This is a genomic window from Streptomyces sp. NPDC037013 (genome assembly GCF_055607265.1).
The window spans coordinates 127,211-146,637 of the sequence record NZ_JBVJRV010000005.1; the positions used below are offsets into that span (position 1 = coordinate 127,211).

Here is a 19,427-nt window from a genome sequence, read left to right on the forward strand (position 1 = left end):
GCTTCCTTCTCTACTGGTGGCGATGCGATGTGGGCACGGCATGACCCTAGGAAGATTTGAGTGCCGCGGCCGCGCTCTGCGCGCCGCCACGGGTGCCGAGATGGTGGAAGAACAGGTTGAGCGAGACCGCCACGAGCGCGCCGGCGCTGATGCCGGAGCCGAGCACGGTCTGGGCCCACGCGGGGAAGTCCGCGTAGAAGGTGGGCGCGGCGAGCGGGATGATGCCCGCCCCGAGCGACACGGCCACCAGGATGATGTTGGAGCTGTCGTCGAGGCCCGCCTCGGAGAGCGTACGGATGCCGCTGACCGCGATGGAGCCGAAGAGGACGATGCCCGCGCCGCCGAGGACCGGCATGGGGACCACGTTGACGACCGCGCCGAGCACCGGGAAGGCGCCGAGGACGATGAGCGCGCCACCGGCGACGGCGACGACGTACCGGCTGCGCACCCGGGTCAGCGAGACCACGCCGACGTTCTGGGCGAAGGCGGACGTCGGGAAGCCGCCGAAGACGGGTCCGACGAGCGTGGCGATGCCGTCGGTGCGCAGGCCGCGGGTGATGGTCTTCCCGTCGGTCTTGCGTTCGCAGATCTCACCGAGGGCGAGCATGCCGGCCGCGGACTCGGTCATCAGGACGAGCATCACGATGCAGAGCGAGAGGATCGCGGCGGGCTGGAAGACGGGGGCTCCGGCGGCGAACGGCGTGGGCAGCGCGGCCAGCGGTGCGGTCCGTACGGAGGTGAAGTCCGCCATGCCGAACGGGATCGCGGCGAGCGTGCCGATGAACATGCCCGCGAGCAGGGCGACTTGCTTGAGGAAGCCGCGGGCGAAGCGCTGGAAGAGCAGGATCACGACGAGCGTGAAGGCGGCGAGCGCGAGGTACCTCATGTCGCCGAAGGTCGGGTCGGTGTCGTCGCCGCCCTGGGCCCACTTGACGGGGACCGGCATCAGCGTGACGCCGATGAGGGTGATGACGACGCCGGTGACCAGTGGCGGGAAGAAGCGGAGCAGCCGGCCGAAGAAGGGTCCGACGGCGAGACAGAAGACGCCCGCGACCATCACCGCGCCGTAGATGGCGGGGAGTTGGTCACCCTTGGCGTTGGTCTCGGCGATGGCGAGGATGGGCGCGATGCCGGCCGATGAGGCCGCGTTCACGAACGGCAGGCGGTTGCCGACGAATCCCTTGACGCCGAGGGTCTGCAGGATGGTGGCGAGACCGGCGATCAGCAGTCCGGCGGCGATCAGCCGGGTCTGGGCCACGGTGTCCAGGCCGCAGGCCTGGCCGATGATGAGCGGAGGGGTGACGACACCCGCGTACATCGCGGCGATGTGCTGGAGCGCGGCGGGGACGAGCCGCGAGGGGTGGAGCTTCTCGTCCACCGGGTGACAGTCGACGGCCGGGGCGGCGTCGGTCACGTCCGGTGGGGTGGAACACGGGCCTTCTGCCGGCCCCGATGCAGGCGTTGCCATTGCTGTTCCCTCCGGTGTGGCGCACCCCCGCCCACTGCGGCGGGGCGGGGATGCGCATCCCGCGTCAGAGGTTGGTCATGTCGACCGGGATCTTGGGCTCGACGCCGTCCCGCAGGACAGTGGCCTCGATGAGGCCGTAGGGGCGGTCGGCCGCGTAGTAGACCTCGTTGTCGTTCTTCAGACCGAACGGCTCGAGGTCGACCAGGAAGTGGTGCTTGTTGGGGAGCGAGAAGCGGACTTCGTCGATCTCCGCGCGATTGTTGATGATGCGCGAACCCATCTGGTACAGGGTCTGCTGGAGGGAGAGCGAGTACGTCTCCGCGAAGGCCTGGAGCATGTGCTTCTTGACCTGCTCGTAGGACTTCTCCCAGTGGGGCATCCGCTGCTCGTCGTCGGTCCAGTTGAACCGCCAGCGGGACGACACCTGGGTGGCGAGGATGCGGTCGTACGCTTCCTTCAGGGTCGTGTACTTGTCCTTGATGTAGCCCCAGAACTCCGAGTTGGTGGAGTTCATCACGACCAGGTCCTTGAGGCCGGAGATGACCTCCCACTTCTCACCGTCGAAGGTGATCTGCGTGACCCGGGTCTCCTGGCCCTGGCGGACGAAGGAGTGCTTCACCTCGTCGGAGCCGATGAACTTCGAGTTGGCGTCGGAGGTCGCGATGCGCTCCCAGGCGTACTCCTCGATGCGGATGCGCGCCCGGTGGATCGGCTCCTGCGAGGTCACGAAGTGACGGGCCAGGTGGATGCCGAACTGCTCGGCGGATTCAATGCCGTACTCCTTGGCGAACGCGTACACCGTGTTCTTGGTGGTGTCGGTCGGCAGGCAGTGGGCGTTCGAGCCGGAGTAGTGGACGTCGTCCAGGTCGCCGGAGAGGGCGACGGAGACGTTCAGGTCCTTGATGTGGTGGGTGTCGCCGTCCCGCGTGATCTTAACGACCCGGTTCTCAGCCTTGCCGTACTGGTTCTGTCCCAGAATGGTGGGCATGTCTGCTAGCTCCCTCGGTAAACGGAGTAGCCGAACGGGTTGAGCAGCAGCGGTACGTGGTAGTGCTCGCCCGACACGACGGCGAACGTGATCGCCACCTCCGGGAAGAACACTCCGGTCGCACCGCTGTCCCGATTCGCGGGGGCGTCCTGCTGCGCCTCGGCTTGCTTGTTCTGCTTGTTCTGCTTGGTCAGGAAGTACGGCTCGGTCTCGAAGTCGAGCCGTACGTGCGTGGTCCCCACCGGCAGGGCCGGCAGGTTCTTGCAGCGCCCGTCCGCGTCGGTCGCGCCGGTGCCGAGCGCCTTCCACTCCTCGCCGGCGCCGCCGCGGGCGGACAGGGAGATGGTGACGCCCTCGGCGGGGCGTCCGATGCTGGTGTCCAGGATGTGCGTGGACACCGAAGCGGTCGTTTCCGTGCTCATGCGGCTTCCTCTTCCAGGAGGCGGGTCAGGCGGATGCGGTTGATCTTGCCCAGCTCGGTGCGGACGATTTCCCGCTCCTGCTCGGGCGAGTTGCCGATCCGTTCCTTGACCGCGTCCCGCATCTGCTCGCCGGTGCGACCGGTGGCGCAGATCAGGAAGACGTGGCCGAACTTCTCCTGGTAGGCCAGGTTCAGTTCGAGCATTTCGGCCTTAAGTTCCTCGGAGGCGCCGGCCATGCCCCGCTGTTCGCGGGACGAGGTCGGGTCGCCGGGCTTCGGGCGGCCGATCGGCGGGTGCCCGGCCATCGCCTCGGCCAGGTCCTCGGCGGTGAGCTCGGCCATGGCGGCGTCGCTCGCGGCGAAGAGGGCTTCGACGGTGGCGTAGGGGCGCTGGGAGAGCAGTCTGCTTCCCCAGGCCGAAGAGGCGCAGGCCTCGTGGAGGGCGGCGGTGGCCGCGGCCTCTTCCAAGGCGTTGAACCGGGTGAGACCCGGTGTCGTACTCGAAGTCACGGGGAGCCTCCGTGGCCTTGTGCTGGACGGGCTGCGGAACAGCTAAGACCTTCAACAACACCGCGTCAACAGTTTGTTGAAATAACTTGAACAAAGAAGCCGTCACCCGGCGATACGGGTGACGGCTCGGCCGCTCACAGTGACGGCAGGGACGGGCCGGCCTCGGCCCGATCGCGGGGATTACTGACCCTTGGCGGCGTTTTCCCTGTTCAGGTAGTTGTAGACGGTGAAACGGCTGACGCCGAGCGCGCCGGCCACCGTCTCGACGCCGTGCCGGACGGAGAAGGCGCCGCGCGCCTCCAGTATGCGCACGACCTCCTGCTTGGCCTTGCGGTCGAGCTCGGCGAGCGGCCGGCCCTGCTTGCGCTCCAGGGCGAGCAGGATGTGGTCCAGGGAGTCGGCGAGCTGGGGCAGCCGCACGGCCACCACGTCCTCACCCTCCCAGGCGAGGACGACATCATCGGCCCCGGCCTCGTCGGGCGGCATCATCTCGCCGCCCATGGCGTCCACCAGCGGTTTCACCGCCGATACGAACGGGTCGTCCCCGAAACCGGTCACTTATCCACCTCCCCCGGGTCCGCCGGCTCGCCCGGCTCGCCGATCACGTTGACCTGGAGCGAGACACGGGTGGCGCCCGCGCCCAGGGAGCGGCGCAGCATCGCGTCGACCGCGGTCAGCACCGCGTCGACGTCCCCCTCGGCCGTATTGCCGAACGGACCTACGTCCACGGCGTCCAGCGGGGCCCCCTGGATGACCTCGCGGGCCACCAGCGCATGCGCGGGGGCCTCGTCGAGATCGAAGGGTTCGGTCGTGAACTCCACTCTCAATCGCACGCTCCACAACCTAATGCCGCCGCTCGATTTTTCGGCAGCCCCCTCTTGACAGCTTCCGCAGATCGGAGGCAGTCTTCCATCAAGCAGAAATGAACTTCCGCAATACGGAAGGAGCGCGGAAGCCCCATGGGATACTCCGACCAGCGCTTCAATGTGAACCTGTCGATCCTCTTCACCGAGCTCCCGCTCCTGGAGCGCCCCGCGGCCGCCGCGAAGGCCGGCTTCAGCGCGGTCGAGCTGTGGTGGCCCTGGGTCGACGCCCCCACCCCCGAGCAGTCCGAGCTCGACGCCCTGAAAAAGGCGATCGAGGACGCGGGCGTCCAGCTGGTGGGCCTGAACTTCTACGCCGGGCAGCTGCCGGGCCCGGACCGCGGCGCCCTGTCGATCCCCGGCGAGGAGAGCGAGAAGTTCCGCGCCAACCTCGCCGTGGCGGCCGACTTCGCGAAGTCGCTCGGCTGCACCGCGCTCAACGCGCTGTACGGCAACCGCGTCGAGGGCGTGGACCCGGCCGCCCAGGACGAACTCGCCCTGGAGAACCTGGTGCTCGCCGCCCGCGAGGCCGACCGCGTCGGCGCGATCCTGCTGATCGAGGCGTTGAACAAGCCGGAGTCGCCGCGCTGCCCGATCGTGAGCGCGCCCAAGGCGATCGAGATCGTGGACAAGGTGAACGCGGCCACCGGCCTCGGCAACGCCAAGTTCCTCATGGACCTGTACCACCTGTCCATGAACGGCGAGGACCTGCCCTCGGTCATCGAGCAGTACGCCGCCAAGACCGGCCACGTGCAGATCGCGGACAACCCCGGCCGCGGCGCCCCCGGCACCGGCTCCCTCCCCCTCGAAGGTCTCCTCGACCAGCTCGCGAAGGCGGGTTACGAGGGCTGGGTCGGCCTGGAGTACAAGGCCGGCGACCGCCCGAGCGCCGAGGCCTTCGACTGGCTGCCCGCCGAGGCCCGCGCCGCGCGCTGAGCGCCAACCCCCCGACGTACGACAGCAGTTGAGAGAGGCACCCTCATGAGCAACCTTCCCAAGATCGCGTGGATCGGCCTCGGCATCATGGGCTCCCCCATGTCCGAGAACCTGATCAAGGCGGGTTACTCCGTCACCGGCTACACCCTGGAGCAGGACAAGCTGGACCGCCTGGCCGCGGCCGGCGGCACCGCCGCAAAGTCCATCGCCGAGGCGGTCAAGGACGCCGATGTCGTGGTGACCATGGTGCCCGCGTCCCCGCAGGTCGAGGCCATCGCGTACGGTCCCGACGGCATCCTGGAGAACGCGAAGTCCGGCGCGCTGATCGTCGACATGTCGTCGATCACGCCGCAGACCTCCGTGGACCTGGCCAAGGCCGCCAAGGAGAAGGGTCTGCGCGTCCTCGACGCCCCCGTCTCCGGCGGCGAGGCCGGCGCCATCGAGGCCGTGCTCTCCATCATGGTCGGCGGCGAGCAGGCCGACTTCGACGAGGCCAAGCCGCTCCTCGAGGCCCTGGGCAAGACCATCGTGCTGTGCGGTCCGCACGGCTCGGGTCAGACCGTGAAGGCCGCCAACCAGCTCATCGTCGCCGTGAACATCCAGGCGTGCGCCGAGGCCGTGGTCTTCCTGGAGAAGTCCGGCGTGGACCTGAAGGCCGCGCTCGACGTCCTCAACGGCGGTCTGGCCGGTTCGACCGTGCTGACCCGCAAGAAGGACAACTTCCTGAACCGCGACTTCAAGCCCGGTTTCCGGATCGACCTGCACCACAAGGACATGGGCATCGTCACCGACGCCGCCCGCAACGTCGGCGCCGCCCTGCCGGTCGGCGGTGTCGTCGCCCAGCTCGTCGCCTCGCTCCGCGCGCAGGGTGACGGCGGCCTGGACCACTCCGCCCTGCTGCGCTCCGTCGAGCGCCTCTCGGGCGCCGAGCTCTGATCACCGAGCTCCCCTGAACTTCCGGGCCGTGGCGGCGCTGACACCTGTCCTGTCGCGCCCAGGCGCCGCCGCGGCCCGGAACCCCCGTCGTACCCCATGCCGTACTCCATGCCGTGGACACGGCCCACCCAAAAACTTCAACAAACTGTTGACGTAGCTGCTCAGGGCTCCATACGCTCCCGAACACCGTCTGCAGTCGAAGCAGTTCCGTACGGAAGGTCAACCTCGCCACCATGTCGAAGCGTGTGCTCACGACCGAGTCCGGCGCCCCCGTCGCCGACAATCAGAACTCCGCCACCGCCGGCGTCGGTGGCCCGATCCTCCTCCAGGACCAGCACCTCCTGGAGAAGCTGGCCCGCTTCAACCGTGAGCGCATCCCGGAGCGCGTCGTGCACGCCCGTGGCTCCGGCGCGTACGGCTACTTCGAGGTGACCGACGACGTCACCGGCTTCACCCACGCGGACTTCCTCAACGAGATCGGCAAGCGCACCGAGGTCTTCCTGCGCTTCTCGACCGTGGCCGACAGCCTCGGCGGCGCGGACGCGGTCCGCGACCCGCGCGGCTTCGCGCTGAAGTTCTACACCGAAGAGGGCAACTACGACCTCGTCGGCAACAACACCCCGGTGTTCTTCATCAAGGACCCGATCAAGTTCCCCGACTTCATCCACTCCCAGAAGCGCGACCCCTTCACGGGCAAGCAGGAGCCGGACAATGTCTGGGACTTCTGGGCGCACTCCCCCGAGGCGACGCACCAGGTCACCTGGCTCATGGGCGACCGCGGCATCCCCGCCTCGTACCGCCACATGAACGGCTACGGCTCGCACACCTACCAGTGGACGAACGCCAAGGGCGAGGCCTTCTTCGTCAAGTACCACTTCAAGACGAACCAGGGCATCCGCAGCCTCTCCGCCGAGCAGGCCGCCGAGATCGCGGGCAAGGACCCCAACTCGCACCAGACGGACCTGCTCCAGGCCATCGAGCGGGGCGTCAACCCGTCCTGGACGCTGCACGTGCAGATCATGCCGGCGGCCGAAGCGGCGGACTACCGCTTCAACCCGTTCGACCTCACCAAGGTGTGGCCGCACGCGGACTACCCGCTGCAGCGCGTCGGGCGCCTGGTCCTCGACCGCAACCCCGACAACGTCTTCGCCGAGGTCGAGCAGGCCGCGTTCTCCCCGAACAACTTCGTGCCCGGCATCGGTCCCTCGCCGGACAAGATGCTCCAGGGCCGCCTGTTCGCCTACGCGGACGCGCACCGCTACCGCCTGGGCGTCAACCACACCCAGCTCGCGGTGAACGCGCCCAAGGCGACCAAGGTCGACAACTACGGCCGCGACGGTCTGATGGCGTCCAACGCCTACGGCCGCGACCGCAAGAACTACGAGCCCAACTCGTACGACGGCCCCGCCGAGACCGGTCAGCCGCTGTCGGCGCCGCTCGCCGTCGCCGGCTACACCGGCACGCACGCGGCCGCCACCCACACCAAGGACGACGACTTCTTCCAGGCCGGTGAGCTCTACCGCCTGATGTCCGAGGACGAGAAGTCCCGTCTGGTGGCGAACATCGCCGGCGGCCTCTCGCAGGTCTCCCGCGACGACGTCATCGAGAAGAACCTCGCCCACTTCCACGCCGCCGACGCCGACTACGGCAAGCGCGTCGAGGAGGCCGTCCGCGCCCTGCGCGAGGACTGAGCGAGCGGTAACTCCCAGGCTGCGTCGGTGGGTTGACGGGAGGTCGACCCGCCGACGCTGAGCCCGCACCGCCACGGACCCGGATGAGGGGTGGTCCCGTGGTCACCGCGGGCAGTCCGCTGACGCGGACAGGCACGGGTCCGCGGCGGTTCTGCGAGCCAGTGCGGTGGTCAAGGTCCGACGGCTTCCTTCTCGACCTGAGGGAGGGGAATCCACGGTCCATCGCAGCCGCCGCGGTCCCCGGCCACAACCTCCGGCCGCACCGGGGGTCCCCACGACTCCGCCCGGCAGCGCGTATGCATGTTCCGCCAGTCGCGCGCAGCCGGGCGGTCACCACTCCACAGCCCCCGGCGGGCGGTAGAGCCAGAGCGGCGAGTACGGGACGGTCCCCGTACTCGCCGCTCTTCTGTGTCCCCGGGACTCCACACACCGCCCCGGCCCCGCCGAGTACCGCGTGGGTTTACCGCGCTTCCACCCCCGGTTTGACGCCCCGCGCGGCGCCCGTCCCCTACCTTCTGGGACGTGCCAGGCGGCACGTCGATCACCGTCCAGGGGGAACAACCATGCGCATCCGCAAGCTCGCCGTCACCGCCGTCGTCCTACCCGTACTCCTCGGCGCCGGCACGTCCGTCGCCGTCGCGGCCACCGCGCCGGCGGACGTCTCCGCCGCGGCCGGCTGCTCCATCCACTGGAAGAACAGCGGCGGCCACGCGGGCTTCACCGCGGGCTACAGCTGGGCCTGGAACACCGAGGTCGCCCGTGGCGCCGAGGGGAACATGGTCCGTGAGATCCAGTGCCTGCTGAACAACAGCGCCTGGTACGAGGGCGCCAAGATCGCCGTGGACGGCGACTTCGGCTCCGCGACCTATTCCGCCGTACGGCAGGCCCAGTCCGTCTACCACTCGTACCACCCCAGCTTCCCGGTGGACGGCATCGTCGGCCCGAAGACGTGGCGGATGCTCCGGTCGGCCTGAGCGGCGCTCCGGCAGGCGCGCACGCCGAAGGGGCGGCCCACCCCCCACGGGTGGGCCGCCCCGGTCAGTGGGGGTCCGTGTGTCAGACCTTCAGGGGGCGGATCGCCGTGGGCGCGTGGCCCGGCTCGGTGGCGAGTTCCTCGAACTCCTTCACCGCGCTGATGTCCGCGGTCGGGCTCATCGCGATGTTGGTGATGCGCTCCAGGATCGCCTCGACGACGACGGGGACCCGGTGCTCCTGGGCGAGCTTCTTGGCCTGCTCGAAGGCGGTGGCCAGCTCGTTCGGGTCGGTCACCCGGATCGCCTTGCAGCCCAGGCCCTCGGCGACCTTGACGTGGTCGACGCCGTAGACGCCGAGCTCGGGGCTGTTCTGGTTCTCGAACTCCAGGTTGACCTGGAAGTTGATGTCCAGACCGATCTGCGCCTGGCGGATCAGGCCCAGGTAGGCGTTGTTCACCAGGACGTGGACGTACGGGATGCGGTGCTGCGCGCCGACCGCCAGCTCCTCGATCATGAACTGGAAGTCGTAGTCGCCCGAGAGCGCGACGACGGGGGTGTCCGGGTCGGCCTTGGAGGCGCCCAGCGCGGCCGGGATGGTCCAGCCAAGCGGGCCCGCCTGGCCGCAGTTGATCCAGTTGCGGGGCTTGTAGACGTGCAGCATCTGCGCGCCCGCGATCTGCGAGAGACCGATCGTGGTGACGTAGCGGGTCTCCCGGCCGAACGCCTTGTTCATCTCCTCGTAGACGCGCTGCGGCTTCATGGGGATGTCGTCGAAGTGCGTGCGGCGCTGGAGGGTCTCCTTGCGCTCCAGGTGCGAGGCGACCCACGCGGAGCGGTCGGGCAGCTTGCCGGCGGCCTTGAGCTCCTTGGCGACCTCGACGAACAGCTCGAGGGCGACCTTGGCGTCGGAGGCGATCCCGTAGTCCGGCGCGAAGATCTTGCCGATCTGGGTCGGCTCGATGTCGACGTGCACGAACTTGCGGCCCTGGGTGTAGACGTCCAGCTTGTAACCGGTGTGACGGTTGGCCCAGCGGTTGCCGATGCCGAGGACGAAGTCCGACTCCAGGAACGTGGCGTTGCCGTAGCGGTGGCCGGTCTGCTGGCCGACCATGCCGGCGTTCAGGTCGTGGTCGTCGGGGATGGTGCCCCAGCCCATCAGGGTCGGCACGACCGGGGTGTTGGTGAGCTCGGCGAACTCCACCAGCAGGTCGGAGGCGTCGGCGTTGATGATGCCGCCGCCCGCGACGATCAGCGGGCGCTCGGACTCCAGCAGGAAGCCGATGGCCTTCTCGATCTGGGCGCGGGTCGCGGCCGGCTTGTAGACCGGCAGCGGCTCGTACGTCTCCGGGTCGAACTCGATCTCGGTCTGCTGGACGTCGATGGGCAGGTCGATCAGGACCGGGCCCGGGCGGCCCGAGCGCATCAGGTGGAACGCCTGCTGGAAGACGCCGGGGACCTGCGCGGCCTCCAGGACGGTGACGGCCATCTTCGTGACCGGCTTGGCGATCGTCGCGATGTCGACGGCCTGGAAGTCCTCCTTGTGCAGGAGGTGCGTCGGCGCCTGGCCGGTGATGCAGAGGATCGGGATGGAGTCGCCGATCGCGGAGTACAGGCCGGTGATCATGTCGGTGCCGGCCGGACCCGACGTACCGATGCAGACACCGATGTTGCCCGGGTTGGCCCGGGTGTAGCCCTCGGCCATGTGCGAGGCGCCCTCGACGTGGCGGGCGAGGGTGTGGTCGATGCCACCGCCCTCCTTCAGCGCCTTGTAGAAGGGGTTGATCGCGGCGCCCGGCACACCGAAGGCGTTGTCGACGCCTTCGCGCTTGAGGATCTCAACTGCCGCACGGACAGCGGTCATACGAGCCATGGGGTTCTCCTGCTTCGACAGCTTCGACAGCTCTTCGGCTGCCGGATACGGCTGGCGGATCCGGCTCCCGTCGCGCCCCGCGGTGAGCTCCTGTTTCCGCATTGTGGAAAGTTTGTTCTGCTATATGGAAGCAATGTAAGCGGGCGGCCCGGAGACCGTCAAGAGAGAACCGGCGAACTGCTCCCCGAAGGCCCCCGGCACCCGTTGACCCAACTTCCGGCCGCCGGACACCCCTTGGGTGGAGGATGGGAGGGACGGCGCGATGCGACGGGCGACGCGGCGGGGCGGCTCACGGCGGGCGGTGGTGACGGTGGCGGAGAGTGACGTGCCGATACGGTGCCCGGGCTGCCTGCGCGAGCATCTGTACGCTCCCCCGGCCTACCCCTGCGCCTGCGGCGCCCCGGTCAGCCCTTCCGTGGACGGCGGCACGGCGCCGGTGCCGGTCACCGACCGGGCCTGGGCGGACGAGTGGATCACGGTGCGGTGCGGGTCCTGCGGGCGCCGGGGCCAGTGGCCGCGGCCGGAGCTGGGGTGCGCCTGCGGGGCGGTGCTGCGGGTGCCGGTGGTCTCGGACGCGGCGGAGGCCTCGGAGGGCGTGGCGGGAGCGGGAGAGGTCACCGGCACCGAAGCCCCCGGCGGAGAGGTCACCGGTGGAGAGGTCACCGGTGGAAAGCCCCCCGGCCGAGAGGTCACCAGCGGAGAGGTCACCGGCCGCGAGGTCACCGGCGGGGACGGGCCCGTCCTCCCCGCTCACATCCCCCTCCCCCGCACCGCCCCGCGCCCGCGGCCCGCCTTCCGGCCCGTGACCATCCGCGACGCCCGCGACACCGTGACCGTGGCGGCGCTGTACCTGCGGTGGCTCGGCTACCTGAACACGCGCACGGCCGCCCGGCGCCCGCCCTCGGGGGCCCGGATCGCCGCCCGGGGCATGCTCGCCCAGGTCGAGCCCGCGCTGCGGCCCACCACCCTGCGGGACGTGGAGTGCCTCTGGCTCACGGCCATGACCGAGGCGGGCGACACTCCCGTCACCTGCGTCTGCTTCTCCCTAGCCGGGTATACGGCCGGGGCCCGCACCCGTGCGGACACCCTGGGCGTGCCCCTGTTCACCCTGGACCTGACGGGCACGCCCCAGCCGGTCAACAGCGCCGCGGACGAGCTGGTCGCTACCGGGGCGTGACGGTGGAGCCGCGCTCCCCGCCCGGCCGCTCACGGCCCAGCAGCCCACCCCGCAGGCGCGCGCCCCGCAGATGCGCCAGGTGCCGGGCGAGCGCCAGGCAGGTCAGTGACGCGACCAGCCCGCACACCCCCGGCCAGCCGAAGACGCCGTAAGCCCGCACCGACAGCCAGGAGCCGACGCTTCCGCCGAGGTAGGCGCAGGTCATGTATGCCGTGTTGAGCCGGGCGCGCGCCTCGTCGCTCAGCCCGAAGATCCGTACCTGGTTGGCGACCGTCCCCGACTGCATCGCGACGTCGAGCAGCAGCGACCCCACCGCGAGGGCGACGAGCCCCACCACTCCGCCGGCACCGCCGACGAAGAGGACGGCGGAGGCCACCAGGACCGCGACCATGCAGACCAGGTTGACGGCGTCGGAGCCCCGGCGGTCCACCTGCCGCCCCGCCACCGGCGTACAGAACATGGTCGCGGCGTTGACCAGGGCGAGCACCCCGACCGCCGAGGCCCCCAGCCCGTACTCGGGACCGGTCAGGAGCAGCGCGACGCCGGTCCACAGCGCGGAGAAACCGCCGAAGATCATCGCCTGGTAGAAACCGGAGCGGCGCAGGTCCGGTTCGGTGCGCAGCAGCCGGAGCGCCTCGGCGAGCAGCGCGGGGTACCGCTGCCGGGACGGCGCGGTCGACCTCGGCAGCGCGCGGGCCAGGACACACGCGATGATGAGGGTGACCGCCGCCGTCATCAGATACGGGGCCCGCCAGCCCAGCCACTCCCCGACGGCCCCGCCGAAGACGCGGGAGAGCAGCATGCCGCCGATCGAGCCGCTCAGCAGGGTGCCGGCGACGGCGCCGCGGCGGTTCTCGGGGACCAGGCCGGCCGCGGTGGGCGCGATGACCTGCGCGACCACAGTGGTGACGCCGATGAGGACGCTCGCGGCGACGAGCGGCGACAGCCCCGGGGCGGCGCCCGCGCCGAGCAGGCCCAGTCCGGTCAGCGCGAGGAGCGTGACGATGAGCGTCCGGTACGGGATGCGGTCGCCGAGCGGCACCAGGAGGAAGATGCCGCCCGCGTAGCCGAACTGGGTGGCCGTGACGACGAGGGCCGCCGTGTCGGCCGACACGTTCAGGCCGTCGGCGACCAGGGGGCTGACCGCCTGCGGGAAGTAGACGTTGCCGACGGCCACGCCGCAGGGGACGGCGAGCAGCAGCACCATGCCGCGGCTGAGCCCGCGCGGCCCGGCAGGCTCCGGCGCCTCACCCTCCGGTCCTTCCTCGGTCCCCGTTCTCTCGGGCTCACCGGCTCTGGACAGCTGCACACTCACCTCGCGGATCGGCCGACGGACCGGCTCACGATGGCCGGTGGGCCCCCTGCCGCACAAGCGATTTTGGCCACGGCATACTCGCCCCATGCTGATCCGTCCCGTCACCGCCGCCGAACTGCCCGCGCTGCAGGACATCGAGCGGGCCGCGGGCGAGCCGTTCCGTGCCCTCGGCATGGCCGCCGTCGCGGACGACGAACCGCCGACCGTCGAAGAGCTGGAGCGTTTCCGACGCGCGGGCGACGCCTGGGTCGCCGTGCACGGGGAGGGGGAGGGGGATGTGCAGAAGGGTGGGGACGACGCGCCGCTCGCGTACCTGATCGGCACAGGCCTCAGCACCGGCACCGGCACAAGCCCCACCCCCGATGTCTTCCACATAGAGCAGGTCTCCGTGCACCCCCGCGCCGCCCGCCGCGGTGTCGGCCGTGCCCTGATCGAGCACGCCGCGGACCGGGCGCGCGCGGCGGGTCTCTCCGCGCTGACCCTGACCACGTTCGCCGACGTCCCGTGGAACGCGCCGTACTACGCCCGCATCGGGTTCCGCCCGCTCGCCGACGACGAGCTCTTCCCGGCCCTGCGGGAGATCCGCGCACACGAGGCGGAGCTCGGCCTCGACCGGTGGCCCCGCCTGTGCATGCGCAGATCCCTGACGGCCCCGGCCCCGGCGCCGGGCCGGGCGGACGTCACGCCCCGTACCGCTCCCTGAGCTCGATCTTGCGCACCTTTCCGGAGACCGTCATGGGGAAGGAGTCCACGATCTCCAGGGCGGCCGGGATCTTGTAGTGGGCCAACTGCCCCTCGCAGTACGCCCGGAGCTCCTCCAGGGTCAGGGTGGCGCCGGGCTCGCGCAGGATCACGCAGGCCAGCGGCACCTCGCCGTACCGTTCGTCGGGGACGCCCACCACCTGGACGTCGGCGACCTTCGGGTGGGCGTAGAGGAACTCCTCGATCTCCCGGGGGTAGATGTTCTCGCCGCCCCTGATGATCATGTCCTTGATGCGGCCGACGATCTGGACGTAGCCGTCCTCCCGCATGACCGCGAGGTCGCCGGTGTGCATCCAGCGCCCGGCGTCGAGGACCTCGCGGGTCCGCTCGGGTTCGTTCCAGTAGCCGAGCATCACACTGTAGCCACGGGTGCGCAGCTCGCCGGAGGTGCCGCGGGGCACCGTCACGCCGGTCGCCGGGTCGACGACCTTCACCTCGATGTGCGGCAGGACGCGGCCGACCGTGCCCGTGCGGCGCCCCAGGTCGTCGTCGCGGCGGGTCTGGGTGGAGACCGGGGAGGTCTCGGTCATGCCGTAGCAGATGGAGACCTCCTCCATGTGCATCTCGGCGACGACCCGCTTCATCACCTCGACGGGGCAGGGCGAGCCCGCCATGATGCCGGTGCGCAGCGAACTCAGGTCGTACGTCGCGAAGTCGGGGAGGTTCAGCTCCGCGATGAACATCGTCGGCACCCCGTACAGCGAGGTGCAGCGCTCGCGTTCGACGGCGTGCAGGGTGGCGGCGGGGTCGAAGGAGGGGGCGGGGATGACGACGCACGCCCCGTGCGAGGTGGCGCCGAGGTTGCCCATCACCATGCCGAAGCAGTGGTAGAAGGGCACGGGCAGACAGATCCGGTCCTGCTCGGTGTAGCCGACCGTACGGCCCACCCAGTATCCGTTGTTGAGGATGTTGTGGTGGGAGAGCGTGGCGCCCTTGGGGAATCCCGTGGTGCCGGAGGTGTACTGGATGTTCACCGGGTCGTCGCAGCTCAACGCGGCTTCGCGGGCGGCCAGTTCGTCGGGTTCGACGGTGTCGGCGGCGGCAAGGAGCGCGTCCCACGAGGGGTCCCCGATGTAGTGCACGGCGCGCAGTTCGGGGCAGCGGGGCCGCACCTCGTCGACGAGTGCGCGGTAGTCGCTGCTCTTGTGCTGCTGCGAGGCGACCAGGACGGAGATGCCCGCCTGGTTGAGGACGAACTCCAACTCGTGGGCGCGGTAGGCCGGGTTGACGTTGACCAAGATGGCGCCGACGCGGGCGGTGGCGTACTGCACGAGCACCCACTCGGCGCAGTTCACGGCCCAGATCCCGACGCGGTCCCCCTTGGCCACGCCCGCCCCGAGGAAGCCGCGCGCCAACCGGGCGACGGCGTCGCCGAATTCGGCGTACGTCCAGCGGGTGCCCGCCGCGACGTCCACGAGCGCGTCCCGATCCGGCCAGGACCGCACGGCCCGGTCGAGGTTCTGCCCGATGGTGTCGCCGAGCAGGGGCGTACGGCTCGTGCCGTGCGCGTACGACGGCTCGCTCACCGGAAGTCCTCCTCGCGGTACTCCGCCTCCGACCCCGCGGCGGTGGCCTCGCGCAGCTCCACGCGCCGGATCTTCCCGGAGACGGTCTTGGGCAGCGCGCCGAACTCCAGTCGGCGCAGGCGCTTGTACGGCGCGAGCACCGCCCGCGAGTGCTCGAAGAGCAGCTTCGCGGTGTCCGGACCCGGTTCGAAGCCCTCGGCGAGCACGACGTACGCCTTGGGGACGGCGAGCCGCACCGGGTCGGGCGCCGGTACGACGGCCGCCTCGGCGACCGCCTCGTGTTCCAGGAGCGCGCTCTCCAGCTCGAACGGGGAGATCTTGTAGTCGGAGGCCTTGAAGACGTCGTCGGAACGTCCGACGTAGGTGATGTAGCCGTCGGCGTCACGCGCGCCGATGTCGCCGGTGCGGTAGTAGCCGCCCGCCATGGCCTCGGCGGTCCGCTCGGGGTCGCCGTGGTAGCCGGCCATCAGGCCGACGGGGTCGGCGCCCAGGTCGAGGGAGATCTCGCCCTCCGCCGCGCCCGGTTCGCCGGTCACGGGGTCGAGGAGCACGACGGAGAAGCCGGGCGTGGGACGGCCCATGGAGCCCGGCTTCACCTGCTGGCCGGGTGAGTTGGCGACCTGCACGGCGGTCTCGGTCTGCCCGAAGCCGTCGCGGATGGTGACGCCCCAGTCGCGCCGCACCTGCTCGATGACCTCCGGGTTGAGCGGCTCACCGGCGGCGACGACCTCGCGCGGCGGGGTGCGCAGCTGCGTCAGGTCGGCCTGGATGAGCATGCGCCACACGGTGGGCGGCGCGCAGAACGACGTCACGCCCGCCCGGTCCATCTCCGCCATGAGCCGTCCCGCGTCGAAGCGGGAGTAGTTGTGGATGAAGACGGTGGCCTCGGCGTTCCACGGGGCGAACAGGTTCGACCAGGCGTGCTTGGCCCAGCCGGGCGAGGAGATGTTCAGATGGACGTCGCCGGGCTTGAGCCCGATCCAGTACATCGTCGCCAAGTGGCCGACGGGGTACGAGACATGGGTGTGCTCGACCAGCTTGGGGCGGGCGGTCGTGCCGGAGGTGAAGTAGAGCATCAGCGGGTCGTCGGCGCGGGTCACCCCGTCGGGCTCGAAGGCCTCGGGGGCGTCGCCGGCACCCTCGTACGAGAGCCAGCGTCCGGTCGCCGCGCCGCCGACGACGATCCGCGTGTAGTCGCCGGGCACGTCGTCGAACTTCGACGTGTCCTCGGGGCGTACCACCACGTGCCGGGCGCGGCCCCGCTCGATGCGGTCCCGCAGGTCGGCGGGGCCGAGCAGCGGTGTCGCCGGGATGACGACGGCGCGCAGCTTCATCGCGGCGAGCGCGAGCTCCCACAGCTCGACCTGATTGCCGAGCATCACGACGACGCGGTCACCGGCCCGGACGCCGTGCGCGCGCAGCCAGTTGGCGACCTGGTTCGAGCGGGCGGAGAGCAGCGCGAAGGAGAACCGGTCCTCCCTGCCGTCCTCCTCCACGATGTGCAGCGCGGTCCGCCCGTTGCCCTCGGCGATGACGTCGAACCAGTCGAGCGCCCAGTTGAACCGCTCGGGCCGCGGCCAGGCGAAGCCCTCGTACGCGGTCGCGTAGTCCTCTCTGTGCCGCAGGAGGAAGTCCCGTGCGGTACGGAACTGCTCCGTGGCGCTCGCCCCGGTACTCGTCATATGAACCCCTACTCCATCGCGCGGTCGTGCCGGCGACACCTGCCGCGTTACTGCCGTACTCATTGCCGGACGCTGCGTGACATCGTGTAATTCGTGATGCGGGTCTCACTACCCCCGGACGGGGGTGTCGCGCGAGGAAAGGGCGGACGGGTGTCGGCTGACGGCGGCGAGGCGGTGGAGATTCGGGCCGCTCTGCTGCGGCTGCGCCGCGGCACGGGACTGCCCGTGGCGTTCGGCGGCCTCCTGGAAGGGTCGCGCCAGGTGCGCATCGGTGAGCTGAGCGGTACGGCGACGCGCGCCCTGAACGGCCTCGCCATCTCGTCGGGGAACGGCCTCGGCGGCAAGGCGGTCGCCCTGTCCCGGCCGTGCGCGGTCACCGACTACCACGTGTCGCGGCACATCAGCCACGAGTACGACGCGGCGGTCGCCGCCGAGGGCCTGCGCTCGGTCCTCGCGGTGCCCGTCGTGGTCCGCCGCCAGGTGCGCGGCGTGCTGTACGGGGCGCTGCGCACCGCCCAGCCGCTCGGTGACCGCACGCTGTCGGCGGCGGTGGCCGCAGCCCGGGACGTCGAGCAGGCCCTCGTGGTGCGCGACGAGGTGCGGTCGCTGCTGGCGGCGGCCCGGGAGCCGGTGGCGGGCCCGGGGGCGTGGGAACAGGTCCGCGAGGCGCACGGCGCGCTGCGCGCGCTGGCCCCGCGCATCGCCGACCCGGCGCTGCGGGCCGAACTCCTCTCCGTCTGCGGCCGACTGGAGTCGGCGGCGACGGTCCCCGAGCGGGAACGCGACCGCCCCGTCTCGCTCGCCCCGCGCGAGGTGGACGTCCTGTCGTGCGTCGCCGCCGGCGTGACCAACGCGACGGCGGGCCGACGGCTCGGGCTGCGCCCGGAGACGGTCAAGGGCTACCTGCGCTCGGCGATGCGCAAACTGGGCGCCCACACCCGCCTGGAGGCGGTGGTCGCGGCCCGCCGCGCCGGCTTGCTCCCCTAGGGCGTGTCGCGGCGGGGCCCGGACCCGCGCGGTGAGGTCCGGCCCCGCGCGGCCGCAGGGGAATTCCGGTCCCGGGAAAATCACGTGCCCCGCGGCGCCCGTTCGGCCACAATCCCCGCGTGGCCACCATGAACCTCGACCGGATCGAACGCGACCCCGCCCCGCGGTTCTCCCTGACCGCGGCGACCGGACGTGCCTTCGGCGCGATCCCGCCCACGGCCCTGGTGATGCTCGGCATCGTCAGCGTCCAGGTGGGATCGGCGCTGGCCAAGCAGTTGTTCGGGGCGGTGGGCAGCTTCGGGACGGTCGCGTTGCGGCTCTTCTTCGCCGCGGCGATCCTGACGCTGATGTGGCGACCGTCCCTGCGCATGAGCCGCCGCACCTGGACCGTCGTCCTCGGCTACGGCGTGACCCTCGGCTCGATGAACCTCTGCTTCTACCTGGCCCTGTCCCGCCTCCCACTGGGGATCGCGGTGACCGTCGAGTTCCTGGGGCCGCTGATGGTGGCGCTCGCCGGATCGCGGCGGTGGCTGGACGCCTTCTGGGCCGTACTGGCCGCGGGCGGTGTGGTGCTCCTCATGGAGGGAGGCGGCGAACTCGACCTCGTGGGCCTCCTCTTCGCCCTCGCCGCGGGCACGTGCTGGGGCCTGTACATCCTGGTCGGCGCGGCCCTCGGCCGGCACACCTCGGAGGGCAACGGCCTGGCACTCGGCATGGCAGTCGCGGCGTTGCTGGCCGTCCCCTTCGGCGCCGCCGAGAGCGGCACGGCGCTGGTCGAGCCGTGGGTCCTGGTGCTGGGGGCCGGCCTGGCCCTGCTCTCCTCGGTGATCCCCTACTCGCTGGATCTGGAGGCGCTGCGCAGGATCCCGCCGCGCGTCTTCGGCATCCTCATGAGCCTCGAACCGGCGATGGCGGCGCTCATCGGCCTCGTCGTGCTCCAGGAGGCGCTGCTCTGGTCGCAGTGGATCGCGGTGCTGTGCGTGGTCACCGCGTCGGCGGGCGCCACACTGGGCGCCCGCCCGGACGCGTAAGGCGCGCCCCTGCCACTCGTCGGCGGTCAGTCTTCCTACTTGTCGGCGGTCAGCTTCCCGGCCACGCCCCAGCTGTCCTTCGGGGTCTCGTGGATCCAGACGGTCACTGTCTCGGCCGGGATCTTGTACGCGTCCACGAACGCGTCGGTGATCTGCTTGACCAGCTCGCGCTTGAGCTCGACGTCGCGGGGTCCCTGCTGGATGGTCACGGTGGGCATGGCTGAACTCCCTTGCGTAGGACCGGATTCACCGGCTTCGTTTCCGCCCCGGGGGTGATCCGCCGGGGCGTT

At 70.7% G+C, this 19,427-nt stretch carries 19 protein-coding genes; 8 read left to right on the forward strand and 11 right to left on the reverse strand.

The window, feature by feature from the left end; genetic code table 11:
- Window positions 1–46: 46 nt before the first annotated feature.
- From ACZ7DY_RS19640 to ACZ7DY_RS19665, 6 genes are all read right to left on the reverse strand, one after another.
- Window positions 47–1,468: a nucleobase:cation symporter-2 family protein gene (locus ACZ7DY_RS19640; RefSeq protein WP_471136953.1), complete on the reverse strand. Its 1,422-nt coding sequence runs from the start codon at window positions 1,466–1,468 to the stop codon at window positions 47–49.
- A gap of 64 nt (window positions 1,469–1,532) precedes the next feature.
- Entirely contained in the window at window positions 1,533–2,456 is a 924-nt protein-coding gene (gene pucL / locus ACZ7DY_RS19645) for a factor-independent urate hydroxylase (protein ID WP_471136954.1), read from the reverse strand.
- Between the two features lie 5 nt (window positions 2,457–2,461).
- Window positions 2,462–2,878 (reverse strand): hydroxyisourate hydrolase, encoded by a 417-nt coding sequence (gene uraH, locus ACZ7DY_RS19650; protein WP_471136956.1) that lies wholly within the window; start codon window positions 2,876–2,878, stop codon window positions 2,462–2,464.
- Window positions 2,875–3,387 carry a 2-oxo-4-hydroxy-4-carboxy-5-ureidoimidazoline decarboxylase gene (gene uraD, locus ACZ7DY_RS19655; RefSeq protein ID WP_471136958.1) on the reverse strand — a complete coding sequence of 171 codons (513 nt, stop codon included), beginning with the start codon at window positions 3,385–3,387 and terminating at the stop codon, window positions 2,875–2,877. The genes uraH and uraD overlap by 4 nt, the downstream gene beginning before the upstream one ends.
- Before the next feature lie 180 nt (window positions 3,388–3,567).
- Window positions 3,568–3,945, reverse strand: a complete 378-nt coding sequence (locus ACZ7DY_RS19660) for a helix-turn-helix domain-containing protein (protein ID WP_471136960.1) — start codon at window positions 3,943–3,945, stop codon at window positions 3,568–3,570.
- Window positions 3,942–4,220: a YkoF family thiamine-binding protein gene (locus tag ACZ7DY_RS19665; protein WP_471136962.1), complete on the reverse strand. Its 279-nt coding sequence runs from the start codon at window positions 4,218–4,220 to the stop codon at window positions 3,942–3,944. The genes ACZ7DY_RS19660 and ACZ7DY_RS19665 overlap by 4 nt, the downstream gene beginning before the upstream one ends.
- Window positions 4,221–4,346: 126 nt before the next feature.
- Between ACZ7DY_RS19665 and ACZ7DY_RS19670 the strand changes: the two genes are divergently transcribed.
- From ACZ7DY_RS19670 to ACZ7DY_RS19685, 4 genes are all read left to right on the forward strand, one after another.
- On the forward strand, window positions 4,347–5,186 hold the full coding sequence (locus ACZ7DY_RS19670) for a TIM barrel protein (protein WP_471136964.1): 840 nt from the start codon (window positions 4,347–4,349) through the stop codon (window positions 5,184–5,186).
- Between the two features lie 45 nt (window positions 5,187–5,231).
- On the forward strand, window positions 5,232–6,122 hold the full coding sequence (locus ACZ7DY_RS19675) for a 2-hydroxy-3-oxopropionate reductase (protein WP_471136965.1): 891 nt from the start codon (window positions 5,232–5,234) through the stop codon (window positions 6,120–6,122).
- 233 nt (window positions 6,123–6,355) lie between these two features.
- Window positions 6,356–7,813 carry a catalase gene (locus ACZ7DY_RS19680; RefSeq protein WP_471136967.1) on the forward strand — a complete coding sequence of 486 codons (1,458 nt, stop codon included), beginning with the start codon at window positions 6,356–6,358 and terminating at the stop codon, window positions 7,811–7,813.
- Between the two features lie 563 nt (window positions 7,814–8,376).
- Window positions 8,377–8,787 (forward strand): peptidoglycan-binding domain-containing protein, encoded by a 411-nt coding sequence (locus ACZ7DY_RS19685; RefSeq protein WP_471136968.1) that lies wholly within the window; start codon window positions 8,377–8,379, stop codon window positions 8,785–8,787.
- 82 nt (window positions 8,788–8,869) lie between these two features.
- On the opposite strand, the gene gcl is transcribed toward ACZ7DY_RS19685, so the two are convergent.
- Window positions 8,870–10,657 carry a glyoxylate carboligase gene (gene gcl, locus ACZ7DY_RS19690; protein ID WP_471137699.1) on the reverse strand — a complete coding sequence of 596 codons (1,788 nt, stop codon included), beginning with the start codon at window positions 10,655–10,657 and terminating at the stop codon, window positions 8,870–8,872.
- Between the two features lie 325 nt (window positions 10,658–10,982).
- Between gcl and ACZ7DY_RS19695 the strand changes: the two genes are divergently transcribed.
- Window positions 10,983–11,834: a hypothetical protein gene (locus tag ACZ7DY_RS19695; protein WP_471136970.1), complete on the forward strand. Its 852-nt coding sequence runs from the start codon at window positions 10,983–10,985 to the stop codon at window positions 11,832–11,834.
- Here the strand turns inward: ACZ7DY_RS19695 and ACZ7DY_RS19700 are convergent.
- A complete protein-coding gene (locus ACZ7DY_RS19700; protein WP_471137700.1) occupies window positions 11,821–13,041 on the reverse strand; it encodes an MFS transporter in 1,221 nt (406 codons plus the stop codon). The two genes, ACZ7DY_RS19695 and ACZ7DY_RS19700, sit on opposite strands and share 14 nt — an antisense overlap.
- 193 nt (window positions 13,042–13,234) lie before the next feature.
- On the opposite strand from ACZ7DY_RS19700, the gene ACZ7DY_RS19705 reads away from it, so the two are divergent.
- Window positions 13,235–13,852, forward strand: coding sequence for a GNAT family N-acetyltransferase (locus ACZ7DY_RS19705; RefSeq protein ID WP_471136972.1), 618 nt, complete (start codon window positions 13,235–13,237; stop codon window positions 13,850–13,852).
- Here the strand turns inward: ACZ7DY_RS19705 and ACZ7DY_RS19710 are convergent.
- Both ACZ7DY_RS19710 and ACZ7DY_RS19715 read right to left on the reverse strand, forming a co-directional pair.
- On the reverse strand, window positions 13,830–15,437 hold the full coding sequence (locus ACZ7DY_RS19710; protein WP_471136974.1) for an AMP-binding protein: 1,608 nt from the start codon (window positions 15,435–15,437) through the stop codon (window positions 13,830–13,832). The genes ACZ7DY_RS19705 and ACZ7DY_RS19710 overlap by 23 nt on opposite strands.
- Window positions 15,434–17,119, reverse strand: coding sequence for an AMP-binding protein (locus ACZ7DY_RS19715; RefSeq protein WP_471136976.1), 1,686 nt, complete (start codon window positions 17,117–17,119; stop codon window positions 15,434–15,436). Before ACZ7DY_RS19715 ends, ACZ7DY_RS19710 begins: the two co-directional genes overlap by 4 nt.
- Before the next feature lie 96 nt (window positions 17,120–17,215).
- Between ACZ7DY_RS19715 and ACZ7DY_RS19720 the strand changes: the two genes are divergently transcribed.
- Window positions 17,216–18,106, forward strand: a complete 891-nt coding sequence (locus ACZ7DY_RS19720; protein ID WP_471136978.1) for a helix-turn-helix transcriptional regulator — start codon at window positions 17,216–17,218, stop codon at window positions 18,104–18,106.
- A gap of 128 nt (window positions 18,107–18,234) precedes the next feature.
- The gene (locus tag ACZ7DY_RS19725; protein ID WP_471137703.1) at window positions 18,235–19,137 is read left to right on the forward strand and encodes an EamA family transporter; all 903 of its coding nucleotides are present in this window, start codon (window positions 18,235–18,237) and stop codon (window positions 19,135–19,137) included.
- 35 nt (window positions 19,138–19,172) lie between these two features.
- Here ACZ7DY_RS19725 and dmpI read toward each other — a convergent pair whose 3' ends face one another.
- Window positions 19,173–19,355 carry a 4-oxalocrotonate tautomerase DmpI gene (dmpI, locus tag ACZ7DY_RS19730; RefSeq protein WP_471136980.1) on the reverse strand — a complete coding sequence of 61 codons (183 nt, stop codon included), beginning with the start codon at window positions 19,353–19,355 and terminating at the stop codon, window positions 19,173–19,175.
- Window positions 19,356–19,427: the final 72 nt, after the last annotated feature.